Origin of the sequence: Cylindrospermopsis sp. CR12, assembly GCF_001432185.1 — a bacterium.
GTDB classification, from domain to species: Bacteria; Cyanobacteriota; Cyanobacteriia; order Cyanobacteriales; family Nostocaceae; genus Raphidiopsis; species Raphidiopsis raciborskii.
Window position 1 is genome coordinate 35,916 of record NZ_LMVE01000042.1, and the last position, 18,420, is coordinate 54,335.

General features: G+C 40.7%; 16 protein-coding genes and 1 tRNA gene. 6 read left to right on the forward strand and 11 right to left on the reverse strand.

Annotated elements, in window-relative coordinates; genetic code table 11:
• The first annotated feature begins 95 nt into the window (after positions 1 to 95).
• Entirely contained in the window at positions 96 to 644 is a 549-nt protein-coding gene (locus ASL19_RS04560) for a phosphate-starvation-inducible PsiE family protein (RefSeq protein WP_006276918.1), read from the forward strand.
• A 120-nt stretch (positions 645 to 764) separates the two neighbouring features.
• The gene (locus ASL19_RS04565) at positions 765 to 1,004 is read left to right on the forward strand and encodes a hypothetical protein (RefSeq protein ID WP_006276919.1); all 240 of its coding nucleotides are present in this window, start codon (positions 765 to 767) and stop codon (positions 1,002 to 1,004) included.
• Between the two features lie 66 nt (positions 1,005 to 1,070).
• Here the strand turns inward: ASL19_RS04565 and ASL19_RS04570 are convergent, their stop codons facing one another.
• Together ASL19_RS04570 and ASL19_RS04575 are read right to left on the reverse strand one after the other, a co-directional pair.
• Complete coding sequence (locus ASL19_RS04570; RefSeq protein WP_057177460.1) at positions 1,071 to 2,882, reverse strand: ABC transporter ATP-binding protein; 1,812 nt, start codon at positions 2,880 to 2,882, stop codon at positions 1,071 to 1,073.
• A gap of 159 nt (positions 2,883 to 3,041) precedes the next feature.
• Positions 3,042 to 3,671 (reverse strand): hypothetical protein, encoded by a 630-nt coding sequence (locus ASL19_RS04575; RefSeq protein WP_057177461.1) that lies wholly within the window; start codon positions 3,669 to 3,671, stop codon positions 3,042 to 3,044.
• A 235-nt stretch (positions 3,672 to 3,906) separates the two neighbouring features.
• Here ASL19_RS04575 and galE point away from each other — a divergent pair, with 235 nt between their 5' ends.
• Positions 3,907 to 4,914: a UDP-glucose 4-epimerase GalE gene (gene galE / locus ASL19_RS04580; protein WP_057177462.1), complete on the forward strand. Its 1,008-nt coding sequence runs from the start codon at positions 3,907 to 3,909 to the stop codon at positions 4,912 to 4,914.
• A gap of 9 nt (positions 4,915 to 4,923) precedes the next feature.
• Here galE and ASL19_RS04585 read toward each other — a convergent pair whose 3' ends face one another.
• Positions 4,924 to 5,436 (reverse strand): RidA family protein, encoded by a 513-nt coding sequence (locus tag ASL19_RS04585; protein WP_235528930.1) that lies wholly within the window; start codon positions 5,434 to 5,436, stop codon positions 4,924 to 4,926.
• 131 nt (positions 5,437 to 5,567) lie between these two features.
• Between ASL19_RS04585 and ASL19_RS04590 the strand changes: the two genes are divergently transcribed.
• Positions 5,568 to 6,584, forward strand: a complete 1,017-nt coding sequence (locus ASL19_RS04590; RefSeq protein ID WP_057177463.1) for an aldo/keto reductase — start codon at positions 5,568 to 5,570, stop codon at positions 6,582 to 6,584.
• Between the two features lie 9 nt (positions 6,585 to 6,593).
• On the opposite strand, the gene ASL19_RS04595 is transcribed toward ASL19_RS04590, so the two are convergent.
• Complete coding sequence (locus ASL19_RS04595) at positions 6,594 to 6,827, reverse strand: hypothetical protein (protein ID WP_006276929.1); 234 nt, start codon at positions 6,825 to 6,827, stop codon at positions 6,594 to 6,596.
• Positions 6,828 to 6,912: 85 nt separating this feature from the next.
• Between ASL19_RS04595 and ASL19_RS04600 the strand changes: the two genes are divergently transcribed.
• Positions 6,913 to 8,985: an NAD(P)/FAD-dependent oxidoreductase gene (locus ASL19_RS04600; RefSeq protein WP_057177464.1), complete on the forward strand. Its 2,073-nt coding sequence runs from the start codon at positions 6,913 to 6,915 to the stop codon at positions 8,983 to 8,985.
• Here the strand turns inward: ASL19_RS04600 and ASL19_RS04605 are convergent.
• From ASL19_RS04605 to ASL19_RS04635, 7 genes are all read right to left on the reverse strand, one after another.
• Complete coding sequence (locus tag ASL19_RS04605) at positions 8,982 to 10,115, reverse strand: hypothetical protein (protein WP_057177592.1); 1,134 nt, start codon at positions 10,113 to 10,115, stop codon at positions 8,982 to 8,984. The genes ASL19_RS04600 and ASL19_RS04605 overlap by 4 nt on opposite strands.
• Before the next feature lie 40 nt (positions 10,116 to 10,155).
• Positions 10,156 to 11,667 (reverse strand): Ig-like domain-containing protein, encoded by a 1,512-nt coding sequence (locus tag ASL19_RS04610; RefSeq protein ID WP_057177465.1) that lies wholly within the window; start codon positions 11,665 to 11,667, stop codon positions 10,156 to 10,158.
• Between the two features lie 89 nt (positions 11,668 to 11,756).
• Positions 11,757 to 12,533, reverse strand: a complete 777-nt coding sequence (locus ASL19_RS04615; RefSeq protein WP_057177466.1) for a TIGR03943 family protein — start codon at positions 12,531 to 12,533, stop codon at positions 11,757 to 11,759.
• 24 nt (positions 12,534 to 12,557) lie between these two features.
• Positions 12,558 to 13,601, reverse strand: coding sequence for a permease (locus tag ASL19_RS04620; protein WP_057177467.1), 1,044 nt, complete (start codon positions 13,599 to 13,601; stop codon positions 12,558 to 12,560).
• A 111-nt stretch (positions 13,602 to 13,712) separates the two neighbouring features.
• Positions 13,713 to 14,756, reverse strand: coding sequence for a c-type cytochrome biogenesis protein CcsB (gene ccsB, locus ASL19_RS04625; RefSeq protein ID WP_006276936.1), 1,044 nt, complete (start codon positions 14,754 to 14,756; stop codon positions 13,713 to 13,715).
• Positions 14,757 to 14,808: 52 nt separating this feature from the next.
• Positions 14,809 to 15,429 (reverse strand): chorismate lyase, encoded by a 621-nt coding sequence (locus ASL19_RS04630; protein WP_006276937.1) that lies wholly within the window; start codon positions 15,427 to 15,429, stop codon positions 14,809 to 14,811.
• A 429-nt stretch (positions 15,430 to 15,858) separates the two neighbouring features.
• Positions 15,859 to 15,931, reverse strand: a tRNA-Ala gene (locus ASL19_RS04635).
• 134 nt (positions 15,932 to 16,065) lie between these two features.
• Here ASL19_RS04635 and purL point away from each other — a divergent pair.
• Positions 16,066 to 18,402: a phosphoribosylformylglycinamidine synthase subunit PurL gene (gene purL / locus ASL19_RS04640; protein WP_057177468.1), complete on the forward strand. Its 2,337-nt coding sequence runs from the start codon at positions 16,066 to 16,068 to the stop codon at positions 18,400 to 18,402.
• The last annotated feature ends 18 nt before the right edge of the window (positions 18,403 to 18,420 follow it).

Consider the following 18,420-nt stretch of genomic DNA (forward strand, 5'->3'; position numbering starts at 1 on the left):
GATAAATTATAGATAGAATAAATAAAAAGCTAGTTTTTAAAAACCGAGTAATTGTTATCAGTATACTAGCTAAGTACCACCAAAATGTTAAAATCATGAAAAAACGATTCAAGAGTAGATTTTTATTTGCTGGTCGCTGGCTAGATAGACAAATAATAGTCAGGAATATGGAAGCTTTTCAAGATCTGATTGTCATGGTATTGTGTTTAGCTTTATTTGCAGTTATGTTAATCCAATTATGGGGTATAATTATTGCTATTACTAAATTCATAGGCTATAAGGAATTGACATCAAAAATACTATTTGTATTAATCCTAGTAGAATTATTTAGACTACTAATAGTTTATCTACAGGAGCATAGTATTTCCGTAGGTGTAGCTGTGGAAGTAGCCATAGTTTCCGTGTTGAGAGAAGTGGTAGTGCATGGTGCCCTAGATATTTCGGGAGTGCAGACAGCAGCAATTTGTGGTTTATTATTTATCCTGGGTGGACTGCTTCTGGTTTGTGCTAAAACTCCTCACATGGACTGCATAAGTGCAAATACCAAATATTGTCCACTTGTGGGTCAAGAAAACCAGCAAATGCCAAATGGATTCGATTATTTAGAAGAGGAAGATGAAAATTTGAACAACAGCATCATTTAGAGGTCTTCTATCTAAAGGTAGTATAATCGAGTATTGTTTTTCCTCTCTTGGAGAGATGCAACCCAGAGAAAAATTAAGTATTTATGGAGTAAATGCACTCAGCAAAAGGAATCAAAACTGATGACTACTACTAAGACAAAAATCCAAGAACCAATTAGCAATTTAGAATACGATTTTATCACCGTCTTACACAATAAAGCTGCAGCGGTTCAAGCTTATGAACAATATATTAAAGATGCACAAGAGGTAAATTCCCAACCCTGCGTGGAACTATTTGAAAAATTACGTCAATCAGAAATTGATGAAGCTCATGAAATTCGCCAGCATCTGCAACAGGTAATGGTAAAGGGAAAAATGTAGGTTTTTAAAAACATACCTTACCTCAATCACTCCCTATGGGTGTCTGACACCCATAGGGAGATTGTGTTATTGTAATAACTGTTCCATTTGATGCTGACTCCATAACTTTTGGTATAGTCCAGGTTGTTCTACCAAATCCGAATGTTTACCAATTTGCACAATTTCACCCTTTTCCATAACCATAATCCTATCAGCACTAGCAGCAGCAGCAAGTTGATGGGTGATGAAAATTACAGTTTTCCGTTTTTTACCTTGGGAAAGGTTTTGCAGAATCTGGGTAGCTGTTTCATTATCCACACTAGAAAGAGCATCATCTAAAATTAATACCGGAGCATCAACTAACATGGCTCTAGCTAAAGCAGTACGTTGTCTTTGACCTCCTGACAGGGTGATTCCCCTTTCACCTACCAGGGTGTCATATTGTTGGGGAAAGTTATTAATTTCTGCTGCTATGTGAACTAGATTAGCAACACTTTCCACTCTTTCTTGTTCAAACCTCCCCCTAAGTCTATTCTTGGCTAAATTGGCAGCACTACCTAATTCTTCTTGTTCAGTTACAAGGTCACCATAGGAGATATTATTCCTAATACTAGTGCTGAACAAAAAACTATCTTGTGGTACATAGGCAATTGCAGCTCGCAAATCATTTAATGATATTTTTGTAATGTCCCAACCATCTAAGAATAATTGTCCTTCTCCAATATCTAGCAACCTAGGTAAAGCATTGGCTAGAGTTGATTTACCAGAGCCAATTGCTCCTACAACTGCGATCATTTCCCCTGGGTTAATATTAAAGTTAACGCCTGTCAACGCAGAAATCCGACTACCTGGATAGGCATAACTAAAATTATTAGCTGTGATTGCTCCCTTAACCTTATTAATATCTAAGGAAATTGCTTCTGGCACATCTTGAATTTGAGGAGTGACACTGAAAATAGATTCTAGTCTATCAATGCTAACTTCACCCCTTTGGTAAGCAGTAATTGTAAAACCTAGTAGCGCAGTAGGAAAAACTAATCGTTCCACATAAATCAGGAGAGCTAAAAAATCTCCCACGGACAAATTCCCGGAAGATATGCGCATTGTCCCTAACCAAATAATGATCAAAGAACTGATATTTGCTAGTCCACCAATCATGGGAAACAGGGTGCTTCTAGTTTTAGCCAGTGTTAAATTCGCTTTTAATAAAGCCTGGTTTTTATTTTGGAAGGCCCGACGTTCATTTTCCTCTTGAGCATAGATCTTAATTAATGAAATCCCGCTCATATCCTCCTGAATTAATTCACTTATATCCGAAAGTTTTTCCTGTACTGCTGCTTGTTCTTGACGGAGGCGATCGCTAAAAGTATGCACTAAAAATAACATTACCGGATAAACAACCAAAGCTGCTAGGGTCAACTCTATGTTAATCGATAGCATGATTGGTATGGTCATAGAATAGGCAAATACAGTATTTACCAGGCTTAATACTGCAAACCCTAGAAGTCGGCGGATGTTTTCCACATCGCTGGTGGTGCGAGTAATCAAATCCCCGGGTGGGTTAATAGAAAAGTAAGCGGGTTCTAGCTTGAGTAAATGTTCAAAAATCCGTTGTTTTAGTTCAAATTCTACCTGACGACCAACACCAAAAATCCAGATGCGGGAGGCCATACGCATCATCCACATGGCGGAACTGAGCAGAATAATAACTACCGCATAATATAGAATTTGCTTAAAACTAAAAGTAGTAGATAAGGTAGCAACACCAGAGCGAATAAGCAGAGGGATATAAACTCCTAAGCCATTGACAGACAACAGAGCAATAACGCCCAATAATGTTTCTTTCCAATGGGGACGCAAGTAGTTACCAAGTTGAGCAAGTCTTCGAGATTTCACCATTATTTTTATCTTTAATACCTATAGTAGCACCATATAGGTGGGGGCGGGGGAGTTTACCAGGTTGAGAGAGCTCTACTAACTAAGCAAGTATCTCCCAAATAACTCCCCAGTTCCACAGCGGTAGAGTGTCAAACCTGCCAACTTTTTAATCTTTGCAGATTAAGAGCGTCCACGCAAGAAAACATAAATTTGATTCAGATAACTTTCCCAAACCTGGGTGGTGAGTTGTAGAGTTTCCGCACTTGGCACAAAATCTTCTACCCTGAGTCCTCTATTACTAATTGCTTGAGGGGTTTGTAACAAATAGGATGGGATGTTAACACCAGCACTATTTAATATACCACCACTCACTACATCAGATGTAATATTGCTGCTTATTCCTAGTGGCAAGGATGCTACTAATACGGGAGGAGGTAGTATAGTAGCAATAGGGGTTCTGACTAAAAAGTAGGCAATAGCAGGGGTACTAGAAAATAGTAAAATAGCTAATGACCATCCTAACAGATATCCTCCAGGTTTTTCTATACCACCTCCCTTGATTTTTTGAGCGGCGATAATTAACAGCAAAGCTGATGCTCCCAATGGTTTGAGGGGAAAAGAAATAAATCGCCACAGAGAAGCAACTACAGGTTCACCTGGGTTGAAAAATGCCAAAGCCAACACGGAAATTATTAACCCCACTACAATTCTACCAACAAAGTTAACCGTGGGGTAGAATTTTTGGAACAGGGAGTAGGCAATAACCCCAATTAATAGCCATAGTAAAACCCGGCTTAATAATTGAAACATAAATAAATCAACTCTCTATTTTTTTGCACAGCTAGTCTGGAGAATTACATATAGCATTAGCCCAGGATAGTGGCCCAGGTGGCCAGAAAATTCATCTCAGAGTCAAAAGCCTAAATAACTTTTTACTCCCAAATCCAAACTTTTGCCACAAATGGGTTTATTTTACCGTCAAACCGTAATCTCCCAGCTACTCATAAACCTAAATGCAGCACAAATCACAAATTAGGAGCAAATTATGTCTATTTTCCCAATTTCAAAACCCACAGTTTTAGTCACAGGTGGAGCAGGTTATATAGGTTCCCATACGGTCAAAGCCCTATTACAAGATGGTTATCATGTCCTTATTCTGGATAATCTGGTCTATGGTCACCGGGATCTAGTCGAACAGGTATTACAGGTAGAACTCATTCAAGGAGATATACAAGATATCCCCCTCTTAAATTCCATATTTCAACGGTATCAAGTGGAAGTTGTTATGCATTTCTCAGCATACGCCTACGTAGGTGAGTCAGTTACTGATCCAGCCAAGTATTATCGTAATAATGTAGTAGCCACTTTAAGTCTTTTAGAAGCCATGCTGGGAGCTGGTATTTACAAGTTTGTTTTTTCTTCCACCTGTGCTACCTACGGAGTCCCCCAGTTTATTCCCCTGACGGAAGAACATCCCCAGCATCCGATTAATCCCTATGGAGCTACTAAACTTATGGTAGAGCGGATACTCTCGGATTTTGATATTGCATACGGGTTAAAATACGTATCTTTCCGTTACTTTAACGCTGCTGGTGCTGATCCTAGTGGGATTTTGGGGGAAGACCATAACCCAGAAACCCATTTAATCCCACTAGTATTGCAAACCGCCTTGGGTAAAAGGTCTTCAATTTCGATTTTTGGCACTGATTATCCCACTCCCGATGGCACTTGTATTCGTGATTATATTCACGTCACTGACCTAGCAATTGCCCATATTTTGGGTCTGGAATACCTGCTGCAGGGGGGTACTAGCACAGTTTTTAACTTGGGTAATGGCAACGGTTTTTCCGTCAAAGAAGTCATTGCTGCTGCAAAGGAAGTTACAGGTAACAATATACCCATTACTGAGTGCGATCGCCGTCCCGGGGATCCGCCTATTCTCATTGGTAGCAGTGAGAAAGCCAGGAAAATACTAGGTTGGCAACCGGTATACCCTCATATCAACGAGATAGTTTCCCATGCTTGGAAGTGGCATCAGAAAAGACATGGGTAGAATTAAGTGTTAACTAATTACAGCAATGCATTCAATTTCTACTAATACATCCTTAGGCAACCGAGAAACCTGTACACAGGCGCGTGCGGGAGCAGAGTCAGTTGAAAAATAGCGAGCATAAACCGCATTCATAGCGGCAAAATCTTGCATATCAGACAAAAACACACTAGTTTTCACCACATCGTTAAAGGTGGCACCTGCTTGAGTGAGAATAGCCTCAAGATTGGTCATTACCTGTTCCGTTTGTTTAGTGATATCAGTGGTATGAACCACATCTCCTAAAACTGGGTCTATGGCTATTTGTCCAGCTACGAACACCATCTTCCCAGTGGCTACAATGGCTTGATTATAAGGACCAACCGGTGCGGGTGCTTTCTCAGTACGAATAACTTGACGGGCCATAAAAATATCTTTTGCTGGATCCCCTATAATATACCTGATTACCTGAAACCAGTCAACAGAATTCCTAGCAACTATCTCCAGTCGGTTGAAAACTTTCCGGTGGGTTTCGATGGAGATCAACGTTTAGTCTTGAACTTACGTTAAAAGGCTCAAAGCTTATAAAAGAGTTAAATCAAAATTTATCTTTGATTAAAACTTAAAACTGTGACCTTGTGAAAGTCATCTTAAAAAATCCATTAAAACAAACTACTATGCTACCTACAAAAAGCTATTTACAACTTACTCCTGATTTACGAATTTGCCGCATTTTAAATGGAATGTGGCAGGTTTCTGGCGGACACGGACGCATTGTGCCAAAAAACGCTTTAAGTGCTATGTTCAAATATGTTGATGCTGGTTTTACTACCTGGGATCTGGCAGATCACTATGGCCCAGCAGAGGATTTAATCGGGGAGTTCCGTCGTCAGTTAATAGCACAGCGCGGAGAGTTAGCAGCTAATAATATTCAAACCTTCACCAAATGGGTTCCCCGCCCTGTTAACATGACTAAGGGAATCGTTGAAGAAAATATTAATATTTCCTTAAAAAGGATGGATGTGCCATCTTTGGACCTAATGCAGTTTCATTGGTGGGAATATGGCAATTCTAACTATTTAAATGCCCTAAAATATATGGTAGAGTTACAAGCCCAGGGCAAAATTAAACACTTAGCTTTGACTAACTTCGATACGGAACACTTGCAAATCATTACCCAAGCTGGCATAAGAATTGTTTCCAATCAAGTGCAATATTCTCTAGTTGATAGAAGACCAGAAGTGAATATGATTAAATTTTGTGAAGCACACAATATTAAGTTATTGACCTATGGTACTATTTGCGGTGGTTTTTTATCCGAAAAATATTTGGGACAGTCAGAACCTCGCAGTTTTGATTTAAATACCATTAGCTTAAAAAAGTACAAAAACATGATTGATGCTTGGGGTGGATGGCAATTGTTCCAGTCCCTACTTACTACTCTTGAACAAATAGCAGACAAGCATCAAGCTAGTATTGCTAATGTGGCTATCAATTATATTCTAAAACAGCCAGCAGTAGCAGGTGTAATCGTAGGTGCAAGGCTGGGAATTAGCGAACACATAGCAGATAATCAGCGGGTTTTTGAGTTTGATTTGGATGATGAAGATATCAAAATCATCAATAGGGTTTGCCAACAATCACGAGATTTGTATCGGGTCATAGGGGACTGTGGTGATGAGTACAGGAGATGAGGAGAAGATTTATGAGAAAATTTCCCATGCTTGTGCTACCAGCTGGCTCAGCCATCTTCTTTGTTGGCGGTCTAACATGGGATCCTCTTCCAGAACTTGAGCAGTTAAATCTTCTAGGGACTGCCCTTGGGCGCGACCTAACTGGACTAATCCTGCAATGGCGGCAGCTACTAACTCTTCATCAACGGGTTGTTGTCGTAGGGCGACGATTTCTTGAGGACTCTGTGGGATAGGATAATTCATGGCGCGAATTTAGGATAAATTTTTTAGGTAAGTTTAGGTACGTTTACAACAACATCACAAAAACATTGGGAGATATCACTAGAAAATGAAAGAGCTTCTTTACTTAGAAATTCCCACCAGCGATAGTGGTGCTGTCCGGGACTGGCTACAAACAGAGTTTGTTCCGGGAGATGGAGAAAAATTACTAACTCCACAAGGAGTTCGCGTGGTAAATGAGGAGTTATCTATTGAAAAACATTTAGCTACGGAACTCTCGATTTTTGTTTGGTCTGTACAGCGAACAACATACTTGAAGGTGTTTCGTTGGGGAGATAAACCATTTAGAAGAGAAGGTTTAGTTTTACAACGCTTAACTATGGGTATTCGGAGCCGCTTTCCCCACCAATACCCCGATCCCCCAAAGATTGACCCCCAAAGGTCAATTTTTACAGAATTAGAACCCTATTATCCTCTAACTGTCAAGTATTTTCAGAAAATTCCCAATGGGGAATATGATCTTAAACGTGTTTACTGGTGGGAGCAACGTTGGCGCGAAGGTGTCAAAAGTCCTCAGCAACCCCGTCAAGTAGTTTTTGACCACCAAACAACCTCATCAGAAAACTCATCTGGCCCAATCTATGACCTAATCTATATCGGTGGCGCTTTGGGTTCAATCCATGCTGCAGTTATGGCTAGATTGGGTTATAAGGTGCTACTGATTGAAAGATTACCTTTTGGCAGAATGAATAGGGAATGGAATATTTCTCGGGATGAAATTCAAAGTCTAATCAATCTAAACTTACTTACAAATGAAGAAGTAGAAACTATTATTGCTAGAGAGTATAAAGATGGTTTTAATAAGTTTTTTGATGCCAATAATCCATTTGACTTGCAAGCACCTGTATTACACACACCTACGGTTCTGAATGTGGCTCTGGATGCTGAGATATTATTAACCCTGTGTGGACAAAAACTGCGAGATGCTGGTGGTGATATTTGGGATGAAACAGAATTTGTGCGAGCAGATGTCACTAGTTCACAAGTTAGTGTAACTGTCAAGAGTATAACTACAGGAAATGAGAAACTAGTAGGGGGTAGATTACTCATAGATGCTATGGGTACTGCTTCTCCTATAGCTTGGCAATTAAATGGTGGTAGAGCTTTTGATAGTGTGTGTCCTACAGTGGGTGCTATTATAGAGAAGGGATTCGCTCCTGGAGTGTGGGACTCCCAGTATGGGGATGTTTTGTATAGTCATGGGGATATTTCTAGGGGAAGACAGTTAATTTGGGAGTTGTTTCCAGGAAAGGGGGAAGAACTGACAATTTATCTATTTCACTATCATCAGGTAAATGGTAAAAATCCCGGTTCTCTTTTGGAAATGTATGAGGACTTTTTTGCAATTTTACCAGAATACCGCCGTTGTGACCTGGATAACCTGGTGTGGAAAAAGGCTACTTTTGGCTATATACCCGGGCATTTTAGTACCAGTAGTAGAGATCGCAAGGTGGCTTTTAACCGAGTAATTGCCATTGGTGATTCCGCTTCTTTACAATCTCCTTTAGTATTTACTGGTTTCGGTTCTCTGGTTCGCAACCTGGACCGTTTAACGACTCTGTTGAATACTGCTTTAAAACATAATTTACTGAGTTTCACACATCTAAATAGAATTCGTGCCTACCAAAGTAACGTTTCTGTAACTTGGTTATTCTCTAAAGGAATGATGGTTCCCACGGGGAAATTTATTCCTCCCCAAAGGGTAAATGCTATGCTCAATACCTTCTTTGGTTTGCTGGTAGATGAACCTTTACAGGTAGTGGACAATTTTATTAAAGACCGCTGTGACTGGTTAACCTTTAATCGTCTAGCGATAAAAGCTGCTAGCAAAAATCCTGCTTTACTGATTTGGATTTGGCAAATGGCGGGTTTTCAGGATCTAGTTAAATGGTTGGGCAATTATTTTAATTTTGGTGTTCATGCTCTGGTAAGCGCTTTGCTGGGAACCTGGTTCTCCCCATTCCTCCAATGGAATCAGTCCTGGTTGGAACCTAATTATCCCGCACTTTGGCTACAATTATTGGAAATTAATTATGCCATTACCATTGGGAGGCGTGTTAACACTCGATTTGTCACTTCCATTTCTTCAGATTTGTCTGTAGGTAAGTTTAGGAAGAGTTAACGAGCGTCTTGATTTTGAGACTGAGGTGGGAAATTTGGCAGCTCTACTGCTGCTAAGGTTTTTCTCACTTTCACCGTTCGACCAGGGTAAATCAAAGGTGAAGGTGATTTCTCTTCTGAATCTTGCTCTAAAGGTTCTACAGGGGAGAAGTTATTAGACGAATTATTAATTTTATTAATTGACCATTGTAGATCGTAATTATTTTGTTGGTCACTGGTGTTCATGTTGATGGTATTTATGGGACAATCAGATAACAAGTTCACTTTGGGTAAATTATTTATATCTTTTGAACTTTCTGAAGTCATGGTTGGTCTAGGTTCATTTTCCTCTGGATTTGAGTCTATGATATTGGTCTCCTTGGTATTATTTGTCCGATTTGTATTTGATATATCTGACACATCGGGATTAGAAGCAAAAAACACGGACAGAATATCTTCCAATCTCTGATCTACATGGGAAGTCTCTTCGGGGACATCCATTGTGTTTTCTGTGGGTTGGTTAAATTCTGAGTCTACATAGTCCATTGCTGACCAAGGTCTAATGGGTTCCCTGTGTGATAATAAAGACTGCACTTTTTTATAAAATCTGCTGTCCTCCGTATTTACATCTAAATAACAAGCATTATCATCTATTTCTTGATCGCTAGAAGCAGGATTATCTAAACACTTTTCCAAAGCAGCTTTAAACTGTAGGGTTTGACGCTGTTGTCTTAAAAGTCGCATACCTAATTCACGACAGGTATTTTCTGACTGTAGTAACTGTTGAGATTGTTCACTACATTTAGTTTGTAGAAGGGTACATTCTCTTTCTAGTTGGGCGATTCTTTGTTGATTTATTTGCGATTCTGCTTTATGGGTTTCAATAAACATCTCCTGACTTTCCATATTTTGCAAAGCAGTTTCCAATTGCTGGGAAAGGGACTGTATTCGCTCTTGAGCAGCTGTTATCTCCTGATTCTGCTGATTTAACATGGATTCGCTGACGCTAGAGCGTTTTTTTTGCCACTGTAGAATTTTTTCCGCTTCCCCTAATTCCTTGTTTAACTTCTCCAATTTTCTACATAAATCATTGTTAACATTTTTTAGTTCTTGATTTAAGGTTACTAACTGTTGTATTTCTGAATCTACCATGACTTGTTTCTCTCTGTATAATTGTAAAATAATAGAAAGGTTATGGGAGCCATACCGGGTTAAATCCATCCATAGGAAGTGTTTCCGGTTTAATCAGAGACTTGCCTTGATCTTCAGCAATCGGTACTAGGGGCATAAACCATAGACTACTTTTGGCGATCGCCTCTCCATCATTGGTTTTCAAGATACTAGGTGGTAAGGAAAGGGAGTTATTACTTACAGGTACAATTTGGTCAAACAAAACTGCTAAACCATCGGGAGCTAGGCTCATTTGTACATTTCTTTGTCCTAATGGTAACATTAAAATTGGTTTATACTTTTTTGTATCCAGATTGATCGCCACCAGGTAAGGTTGTTCCACATATTTGTCTTGTGATACTAAACTAGTTAATAAGCAGTAGAGAGTGGGTGAGGAAGGATCAAAACTGCAGTAAAGTATGGATCCTGAGGTTTTTAGTAATGGTTTCTGAACTCCTTGATTGGTAACCAAGAATAAATCTCTAGTATAATCGTTATTAAATTTTACCATAGCAGCTTGGGAACCATCTTTAGAAAAGGCTTGTACCAAACCAAACTGAGGTAAAAAGTCCAATGGTTTACTTGTATCTCCTGCTAGGGATAAAATCGCAGTTCCTTGTCCTTGGGCAACTGCTACTGCTTTGCTATCCGGTGTAATGATAAAGTCACCTGCTGGTTTACCTTCTAAGCGTTTTAGTGTTACTTTTCCATTGGAATCTAGGTTATCCAGGGATGAATACCATAGTCCAAAATCTCCAGGATTATCTTTTTTACCTCTTTGAACCACAATAGTTTCCCCGTCAGGGGACAAGTCAAACTTGAGGTTTTGATACTCTTGACTGTCCAACATTAAACCCAGTTTACCTGCTGGTTCTGATTTTTGTTCTTGTCCATTAACTATTCCTGTAGTCACTGTATAAATTTTCGCCGACAGTAAATCTGGATTATTACTTGCACGAGCGGAAAACAGGATTTTATCCCCTATAGGAAATGGCTCAAAGTCCATAACAATTAAATCCCTGGGGGTAAGTATGGTTTTCTGCTCTTGGGTTAAGTTATAAAGAACCAACCTACCATATTCCTGGGGACTTGCACCAATATAGACTAACGCACGATTGCGAGTAGAGAAACTACCCATAAAAGATTTGATTAGTCTATTGCTATTCTGACTGCGGGAAAATTTGTCCTTGGCTTTATTTAACGAAACTTGATAATTTGTGCCATAGGGAGCTGGTGTTAATAGTGTGTAGACCATCCTTTTCCCCGCCCAGCTGATTTTACCAGCTAGTGGTGGGGTAATTTGCAAATTATCCTCCACACTTTTAGCATCCATGGGACGACTAAAGACCAGACTAAATGCAGTATCTTCAGCACCAATCTGTCGATCTTGCCAACTAAAACTGCGCACAGTGGGTTTTACACCATCCCCCTGAGCAATAGTTATTCCAATCAACAAACCTAACACTAATATCAGGGCGATCGCCGCACGATCTAGTTGTGAAACAGACAAAATAGATTTATAGGTTTTAGTCATCGGTAGAAATGGAAAATAATTCCTGTACAAATGCAAACAAATCTAAACAAGTCTCGGGTTAATTAACATATTCTAGTCACCTAATACACCTAATAACTGTAAGGATTTTTGGGCTGGGGAATTTTGCGGATAGAATTAGCCTTAATAGTGAGTCGGCGTTTACCAGCAATATTGGCCGTGATCATTTGTCCTTCCACTTCTAACCAGGTATCTGGGGGATATTGGTCGCGATTAGTGGGGAGTTGGACAGGTAATCCAGCGGGATAAACGTCCGCAGCACAACAAGTAATCACAAACCTAGCTAAGATAAGATGGTCCAGATTGAGTTCCTGGGAGTGAATCACAAACCCTTGAACTTTGACCTTCTGTCCAGTATAAGCGTCCGGTTCTGGATAGACATTGAGTATTCTTACCCAATCTATTAGAGTTCGCTCTTCTGGACGGGTATTAGCGCGAAAGGACTGGGGTTGAGTCCGTGTTGCTCCTAGTATTTCCGTAACTTCTCGATTCAGTGCTGTTTGGGAAGCAAAGACTTGAGGACTAATAATAAATCCTAAAACCGCAGCAACTAATAGCAAGCTGCTACTCCACCCAGGGGGAAACACATTAATATGTTGTTCACCACTGGTGATTTGATCGGGAGGAATTTTGTGCCAAAGTTGCAAACTTTTACAAAAACTCATGGTCAGTAAACCAATAGCAGCTACAATAACTAACCAAAAGAAATCAGGGTGAATTAAGAGATTCAGTTTATTGGTTAGCCAGTACTTCAAGATTAGCACTCCCCAAGCAGCAATGGCTACTACCTCTAACCAAGGGAGTAAATGATTAGGCGTTTGGGATTTAGCATTTCGTAGTGAAGTCATACACGTAAAATCACAGCATTTAAGCTACATGATGTGGAGATTTAAAAACAAGGTAAATAAAAGTGTCAATTGACCTGCTAAGGCAAATAAATAAAACAGAGCTTTTGGTTTGAAAACAGATAACATTAATCCCACACCCTTAATGTCAATCATTGGACCGAAGACAAGAAAGGCTAATAAAGATCCACTAGTAAAAGTTGAAGCGAAGGAGAGGGCAAAAAAGGAGTCAACCGTGGAACAAATTGATACCACTGTAGCTAGTAACAACATGGTAAGAATTGAACTAATTGGCCCCGCACCCAAACTGAGAATCACATCTCGGGGGGCTAATACTTGAATAGCTGCTGCTATGGCACTACCTAGTACCATTATGGCTCCTAATTCTCGGAGTTCCTGGATAGCATTATCTAAAACCAGGCCCAGTTTCCCAATTAAAGTTCTGTTGGGTGTTTTTACAACTGGTTGAGAAAAATTTCCACTTAACCTGGTGGATATACCTGCTTTACCACCGAGGATATAGGTTCCCGATTGCAAAAGGGGACTGGGGGTTGTAACCTGTTCTTGTAATTGTGGGGTTTTTGGTTCTGTCTGTGCTGGGGGGTTAAATTTCAAATAGCGGGCAATCTGGGGTTGCAGGTAAGGAGTAATATCCTTTTGAAAGCTGAACACAAAGCCAATAATAGTAGCAATTGATAAGGATAAAACCACTCTTAAAACTACTATTTCTGGTTGATCCCTAAATGCAGTCCACGTTGCCCAAATCACAATTGGGTTGATAGTTGGTGCTGCTAGCAAAAAACCAATAGCAACCGACGTGGGCACTCCTTGCATTAGTAATCGTCTAGCTACTGGTACGTTACCACACTCGCAAACTGGAAATAAAAAGCCAATCATACTGCCAAACAAAGCTCCCAGGAAGGGATTTTTAGGCATTATATCTACAAGTTTGCGCTCTTCAACGAAAAACAACAACAAGCTAGAAAATAAAACACCTAAAAGCAAAAAAGGCATTGCCTCGACCAGCAGACTTAGAAATAGAGTAAAACCATTATTTAATTGACTTATCATCATTTCGTCTTAGTCAAAAGCGATTTGGTAACTTTAGGTTATGCCCAGTTATTCTATCTAAATATTGGTCAAATCGGGAATGGGGATCAGGGGAGATTCCCCCTGATAGAATTAGAGAAACCAACCGTAGGAATGTAAGCCTTTACCCAACAGATTTACGCCTAAATAGCAGGTCCAAACCACTAAAAAACCACCAGCTGCTAAAATTGCTGGTTTTCTTCCTTGCCAACCACGGGTAATTCTGGCGTGAAGATAAGCAGCAAAAACCAACCAGGTAATTAGGGCCCAAGTTTCTTTTGGATCCCAACTCCAATAGGAACCCCACGCCTCATTGGCCCAAACGCCACCAGCAATAATACCTATTGTTAGTAAGGGAAAACCAAGACCAATTACCCGATAGCTAATATTGTCCAAGGTTTCCGCTAGGGTCAGACGTTGGGGAGAAAGGGTTGTAACTGGTGATATATGGTCAGCTTTCACCACTTCTAAAACTGCTGTACTATATCCATTACCATTTTGATTGCTTTCTACCCGGGCAAAACCATTCTTTTCTCCTCCAGAACCTTCCATCATTAATTCCTGGGATTTGAGCAGTTTATAACCATTGGTACGATAACCACCATTACCTACCGAACTACCCTGTAATTCAATATTTTGACCCTGGGTGACAATTAAAAAGGCGATCGCCAGTAAAGAACCTACCATTAAAGCTGAATAGCTTAACATCATCACACTGACGTGCATCATTAGCCAGTTAGACTTAAGAGCTGGTACTAGTGGTTCTGAATTTTGCATTTGCGATGGTAGGGTGAGGGTAGCAAAAGCGGTAATACCCATGGCTACGGGAGCAGTTACTACGCCTACCAATCTGCTACGACTAGTATATTCGGCAATTAAATGAATAGCAGTAATTCCCCAGGTGAGAAAAAATAGGGATTCATAAAGATTACTCAAAGGGAAATAACCCGCCTCCATCCATCTTGCTGTTAATAGAACAGCAATGGACAAATTGGCAATGGCCATTCCAGCGGTTCCCAGTGCTGCGGTGATGGAAAAACTAGGAAAAGCTGTCCCCACCCAATATATCAGCATGGTACAGAACAAAATAGCAAAGGAAGCATTATCTAGCCAATTCTGGAGTACAACCAGATTCATAAACAGTTCTCCGGTATCTACAACCTACTCAAGTCCACTCGTGCATCAGAAATCAAAAGTCTGCGGGGGATACTACAGTTTCACCTAAGTATTTAGTTAGATAGGGTGAGAAAACCTCATAGATTAAGGTTAAAGGTTTTCCATGATGCCAAAACAAGTAGTGGCGACCCCAAAAAGGTCCTGGTTGCCCAAAACCTAACTGTAGCGCATCCGAGTAACCGCAATAAATTCCTCGAATGTCCCTATACAATTCCGTACGAATTCTTGCTAAACTTGCCCAAATTGGTAGAGAGCGGTTTTGCAAAAATTCATCCACATGACTGGCCTCCCACCAAGATGTAGCATAACCCAATCTTTGACCGGATGATGTCTTTAGCCATACCTGTCGTCGTAATCTTGGGCCTGGTAAGGTTTCAATTAAATTGGGAGCCTGATCTAAATCCATGCCCACAAATGACATATCAATTACATCCACTTCTATTGGCTCACAGGTGAGTAATTGCAGGTGTTTAGTGGGGGAACCATCACCCAATAATAATAACTGCCATGGGGGAGCTAATTGGGTGTGTGGTAGTCCTCCTTGAATTTCTTCTTCCTCACCTTGCCAAATGGGTTGAAGAGGATGCCAGCTGGTTGGCAACTTGTTGGTTGGGGGAGCAAAAGTGGTAGTCAATTAATACCTTAGCCAAAAAAAAGTATGAAAAGGAAGGGTTGATATGGTAGAGTTATGGTCTTGCAAAACGAAAACTCAAAAACTACACACAGCCCATGTTAGAGATCATAACACTATTATGTTATCATGGTAGGGCAATGCACTGGTGTGGATAGACATCAGTCAACGCCGTATCACACCGAGGTAATGTACTTCAAAAATTTTTTAATCAAAACGGATTTACTCGCCAGCAAGGTAGTGTCTATTTTGGCAACGAAAATATTAACGCAGTTACGTGCGTTCTTGCTGCAATCGAGGTATCAAAGTCGCTTCCTTGGTTTGCTACATCTGTAAGGGATATTCGTATGCTTAGAATTGAAGAACTAAATGATCTAATGCCAGCCGTTCAACAAGGTGGAATAGCATAACAAATCACTGTTGTATTTAAAATGGAGTTAAGCGGAATCGAACCGCTGACCTCTTCAATGCCATTGAAGCGCTCTACCAATTGAGCTATAACCCCTCGACTATTCTTGGATGTTACCTTGTCTTGCTCAAGATGTCAAGCAGATTTTCTAAAAAAGCTGTGTTAGAAACACCGGTTTTATCCCAACTTTTCGATAAAATAAACATCTGTACCTTTGGTGTAAAACAGACATGAGTACCAGTCCCTTTTCTTCCCAAGAAATCGCCTCCCAAGGCATTAAACCAGATGAATATGCTGACATAGTGCGTCGTCTAGGTCGTCACCCCAATAAGGCTGAATTGGGAATGTTTGGAGTGATGTGGTCCGAACACTGCTGCTATAAAAATTCCCGCCCGTTGCTCAAACAGTTCCCCACTACTGGACCACGCATTCTGGTGGGACCTGGCGAAAATGCTGGTGTGGTAGACTTGGGACAGGGACTGCAATTAGCATTTAAGATAGAGTCCCATAATCACCCCTCTGCTGTGGAACCTTTTCAGGGTGCTGCTACCGGTGTAGGTGGTATATTAAGGGATATATTTACCATGGGGGCGCGTCCCATTGGAATATTAAATTCCCTCCGGTTTGGCAATTTAGAGGATCCAAAAACCCAAAGATTATTTACGGGTGTGGTGTCGGGTATAGCCCATTATGGGAATTGTGTAGGTGTTCCCACTGTGGGGGGTGAAGTTTATTTTGATTCAGCCTATTCAGGAAATCCTCTAGTTAATGTTATGGCTTTGGGATTAATGGAAACACCCACCATAGTTAAATCTGGGGCAGCAGGAATAGGGAACCCAGTTCTATACGTTGGTTCTACCACTGGGCGAGATGGTATGGGTGGTGCTAGTTTTGCCAGCGCTGAATTAACCGATGAGTCCATGGATAACCGTCCCGCAGTGCAGGTGGGCGACCCATTTCTGGAAAAGTCTTTAATTGAGGCATGTTTAGAAGCATTCAAGACAGGAGCGGTAGTAGCTGCTCAGGATATGGGCGCTGCAGGGATTACTTGCTCTACTTCGGAAATGGCTGCTAAGGGTGGTGTAGGTATTCAGTTTGACTTAGATAAGGTTCCGGCTCGAGAGTTAGGAATGATACCTTATGAGTACCTGCTTTCCGAATCTCAGGAAAGGATGTTATTTGTGTCCCAGAAGGGGAGAGAGCAGGAGTTAATTGATATTTTCCAGCGTTGGGGACTCCATGCAGTAGTTGCAGGGGAGGTAATTAGTGAGCCAGTGGTGAGAATTTTATTTCAGGGGGAAGTAGCAGCATCCATTCCAGCAAAGGCTTTGGCTGAAAATACTCCTTTGTATGAAAGGAAACTATTGTCGGAACCTCCAGAATATGTAAAACTAGCTTGGGAGTGGACTTCAGCCAAGTTACCAACTTGCGATGTCAGGGGAATTGAGGTACAGGGAGAGTTTTTAAGTTGGCAAGATATTCTCTTGAAATTACTCAATACGCCTACTATTGCTTCTAAGAGTTGGGTATATCGTCAATATGATCATCAAGTCCAAAATAATACTGTATTGTTACCTGGTGGTGCGGATGCAGCAGTGCTGCGATTACGTCCCTTATCAGAATCCACGGTCACCCATTGGGAATCTGGGGTGGCGGCTACGGTAGATTGTAATTCGCGCTATGTGTATCTTGATCCTTATGAAGGTGCTAAGGCAGTGGTGGCTGAAGCAGCGCGGAATCTTAGTTGTGTAGGTGCACAACCGTTAGCAGTGACTGATAACCTGAATTTTGGCAGTCCAGAAAAGGAAGTAGGTTATTGGCAGTTGGCTTATGCTTGTAAAGGAATTAGTGAAGGATGTAGGGAGCTGGGAACTCCTGTAACGGGTGGTAATGTTTCTTTATATAATGAGACCTTTGATGCACAGGGAAATCCTCAGGCAATTTACCCTACTCCGGTAGTGGGAATGGTTGGTTTAATTGAGGATTTACAAAAAATCTGTGGTCAGGGTTGGCAAAATGTAGGTGATGGAATTTATCTGTTAGGTTTACCAGTTTCCGTGAAGTTGGAGTTGGGTGGATCGGAATATTTAGCAGTTATTCATCACACTGTTGCTGGTAAACCACCAAAAATTGATTTTGCCCTGGAACGGGATGTGCAACAGGTCTGTCGTTATGGTATTAGTCACAAATGGGTTAGTTCTGCTCATGATAGTGCTGAAGGTGGTCTGATAGTCGCTTTGGCAGAATGCTGTTTGAGTGGAAATTTAGGAGCATCCATTAATTTGGGTATTTCTTCTAATGAGGAATGTCGCTTTGATGAAGTGCTTTTTGGTGAAGGTGGGGCCCGAATCCTAGTTTCCGTACCCGGAACCTATCAACAAGTTTGGGAGTCCTATTTACAAACACACCTAGGGAATAATTGGCAAAAGTTGGGTTCGGTTGTCAATTTATCATCTGGGTTGACTGTTTCTACCCTTGATGACTATGAGGTAATGGGTATGGATATTCCTCAAATGGGCAATGTTTATCATCAGGCGATCGCCCAGCGACTGGCTTTTTATGAGTGAAGTAACTAACAATTTATT

Coding starts and splice junctions, on each gene's coding strand:
- ASL19_RS04560 (WP_006276918.1), top strand. CDS start 96: ATGAAAAAACGATTCAAGAGTAGATTTTTATTTGCTGGTCGCTGGCTA.
- ASL19_RS04565 (WP_006276919.1), top strand. CDS start 765: ATGACTACTACTAAGACAAAAATCCAAGAACCAATTAGCAATTTAGAA.
- ASL19_RS04570 (WP_057177460.1), bottom strand. CDS start 2,882: ATGGTGAAATCTCGAAGACTTGCTCAACTTGGTAACTACTTGCGTCCC.
- ASL19_RS04575 (WP_057177461.1), bottom strand. CDS start 3,671: ATGTTTCAATTATTAAGCCGGGTTTTACTATGGCTATTAATTGGGGTT.
- galE (WP_057177462.1), top strand. CDS start 3,907: ATGTCTATTTTCCCAATTTCAAAACCCACAGTTTTAGTCACAGGTGGA.
- ASL19_RS04590 (WP_057177463.1), top strand. CDS start 5,568: ATGCTACCTACAAAAAGCTATTTACAACTTACTCCTGATTTACGAATT.
- ASL19_RS04595 (WP_006276929.1), bottom strand. CDS start 6,827: ATGAATTATCCTATCCCACAGAGTCCTCAAGAAATCGTCGCCCTACGA.
- ASL19_RS04600 (WP_057177464.1), top strand. CDS start 6,913: ATGAAAGAGCTTCTTTACTTAGAAATTCCCACCAGCGATAGTGGTGCT.
- ASL19_RS04605 (WP_057177592.1), bottom strand. CDS start 10,115: ATGGTAGATTCAGAAATACAACAGTTAGTAACCTTAAATCAAGAACTA.
- ASL19_RS04610 (WP_057177465.1), bottom strand. CDS start 11,667: ATGACTAAAACCTATAAATCTATTTTGTCTGTTTCACAACTAGATCGT.
- ASL19_RS04615 (WP_057177466.1), bottom strand. CDS start 12,533: ATGACTTCACTACGAAATGCTAAATCCCAAACGCCTAATCATTTACTC.
- ASL19_RS04620 (WP_057177467.1), bottom strand. CDS start 13,601: ATGATAAGTCAATTAAATAATGGTTTTACTCTATTTCTAAGTCTGCTG.
- ccsB (WP_006276936.1), bottom strand. CDS start 14,756: ATGAATCTGGTTGTACTCCAGAATTGGCTAGATAATGCTTCCTTTGCT.
- purL (WP_057177468.1), top strand. CDS start 16,066: ATGAGTACCAGTCCCTTTTCTTCCCAAGAAATCGCCTCCCAAGGCATT.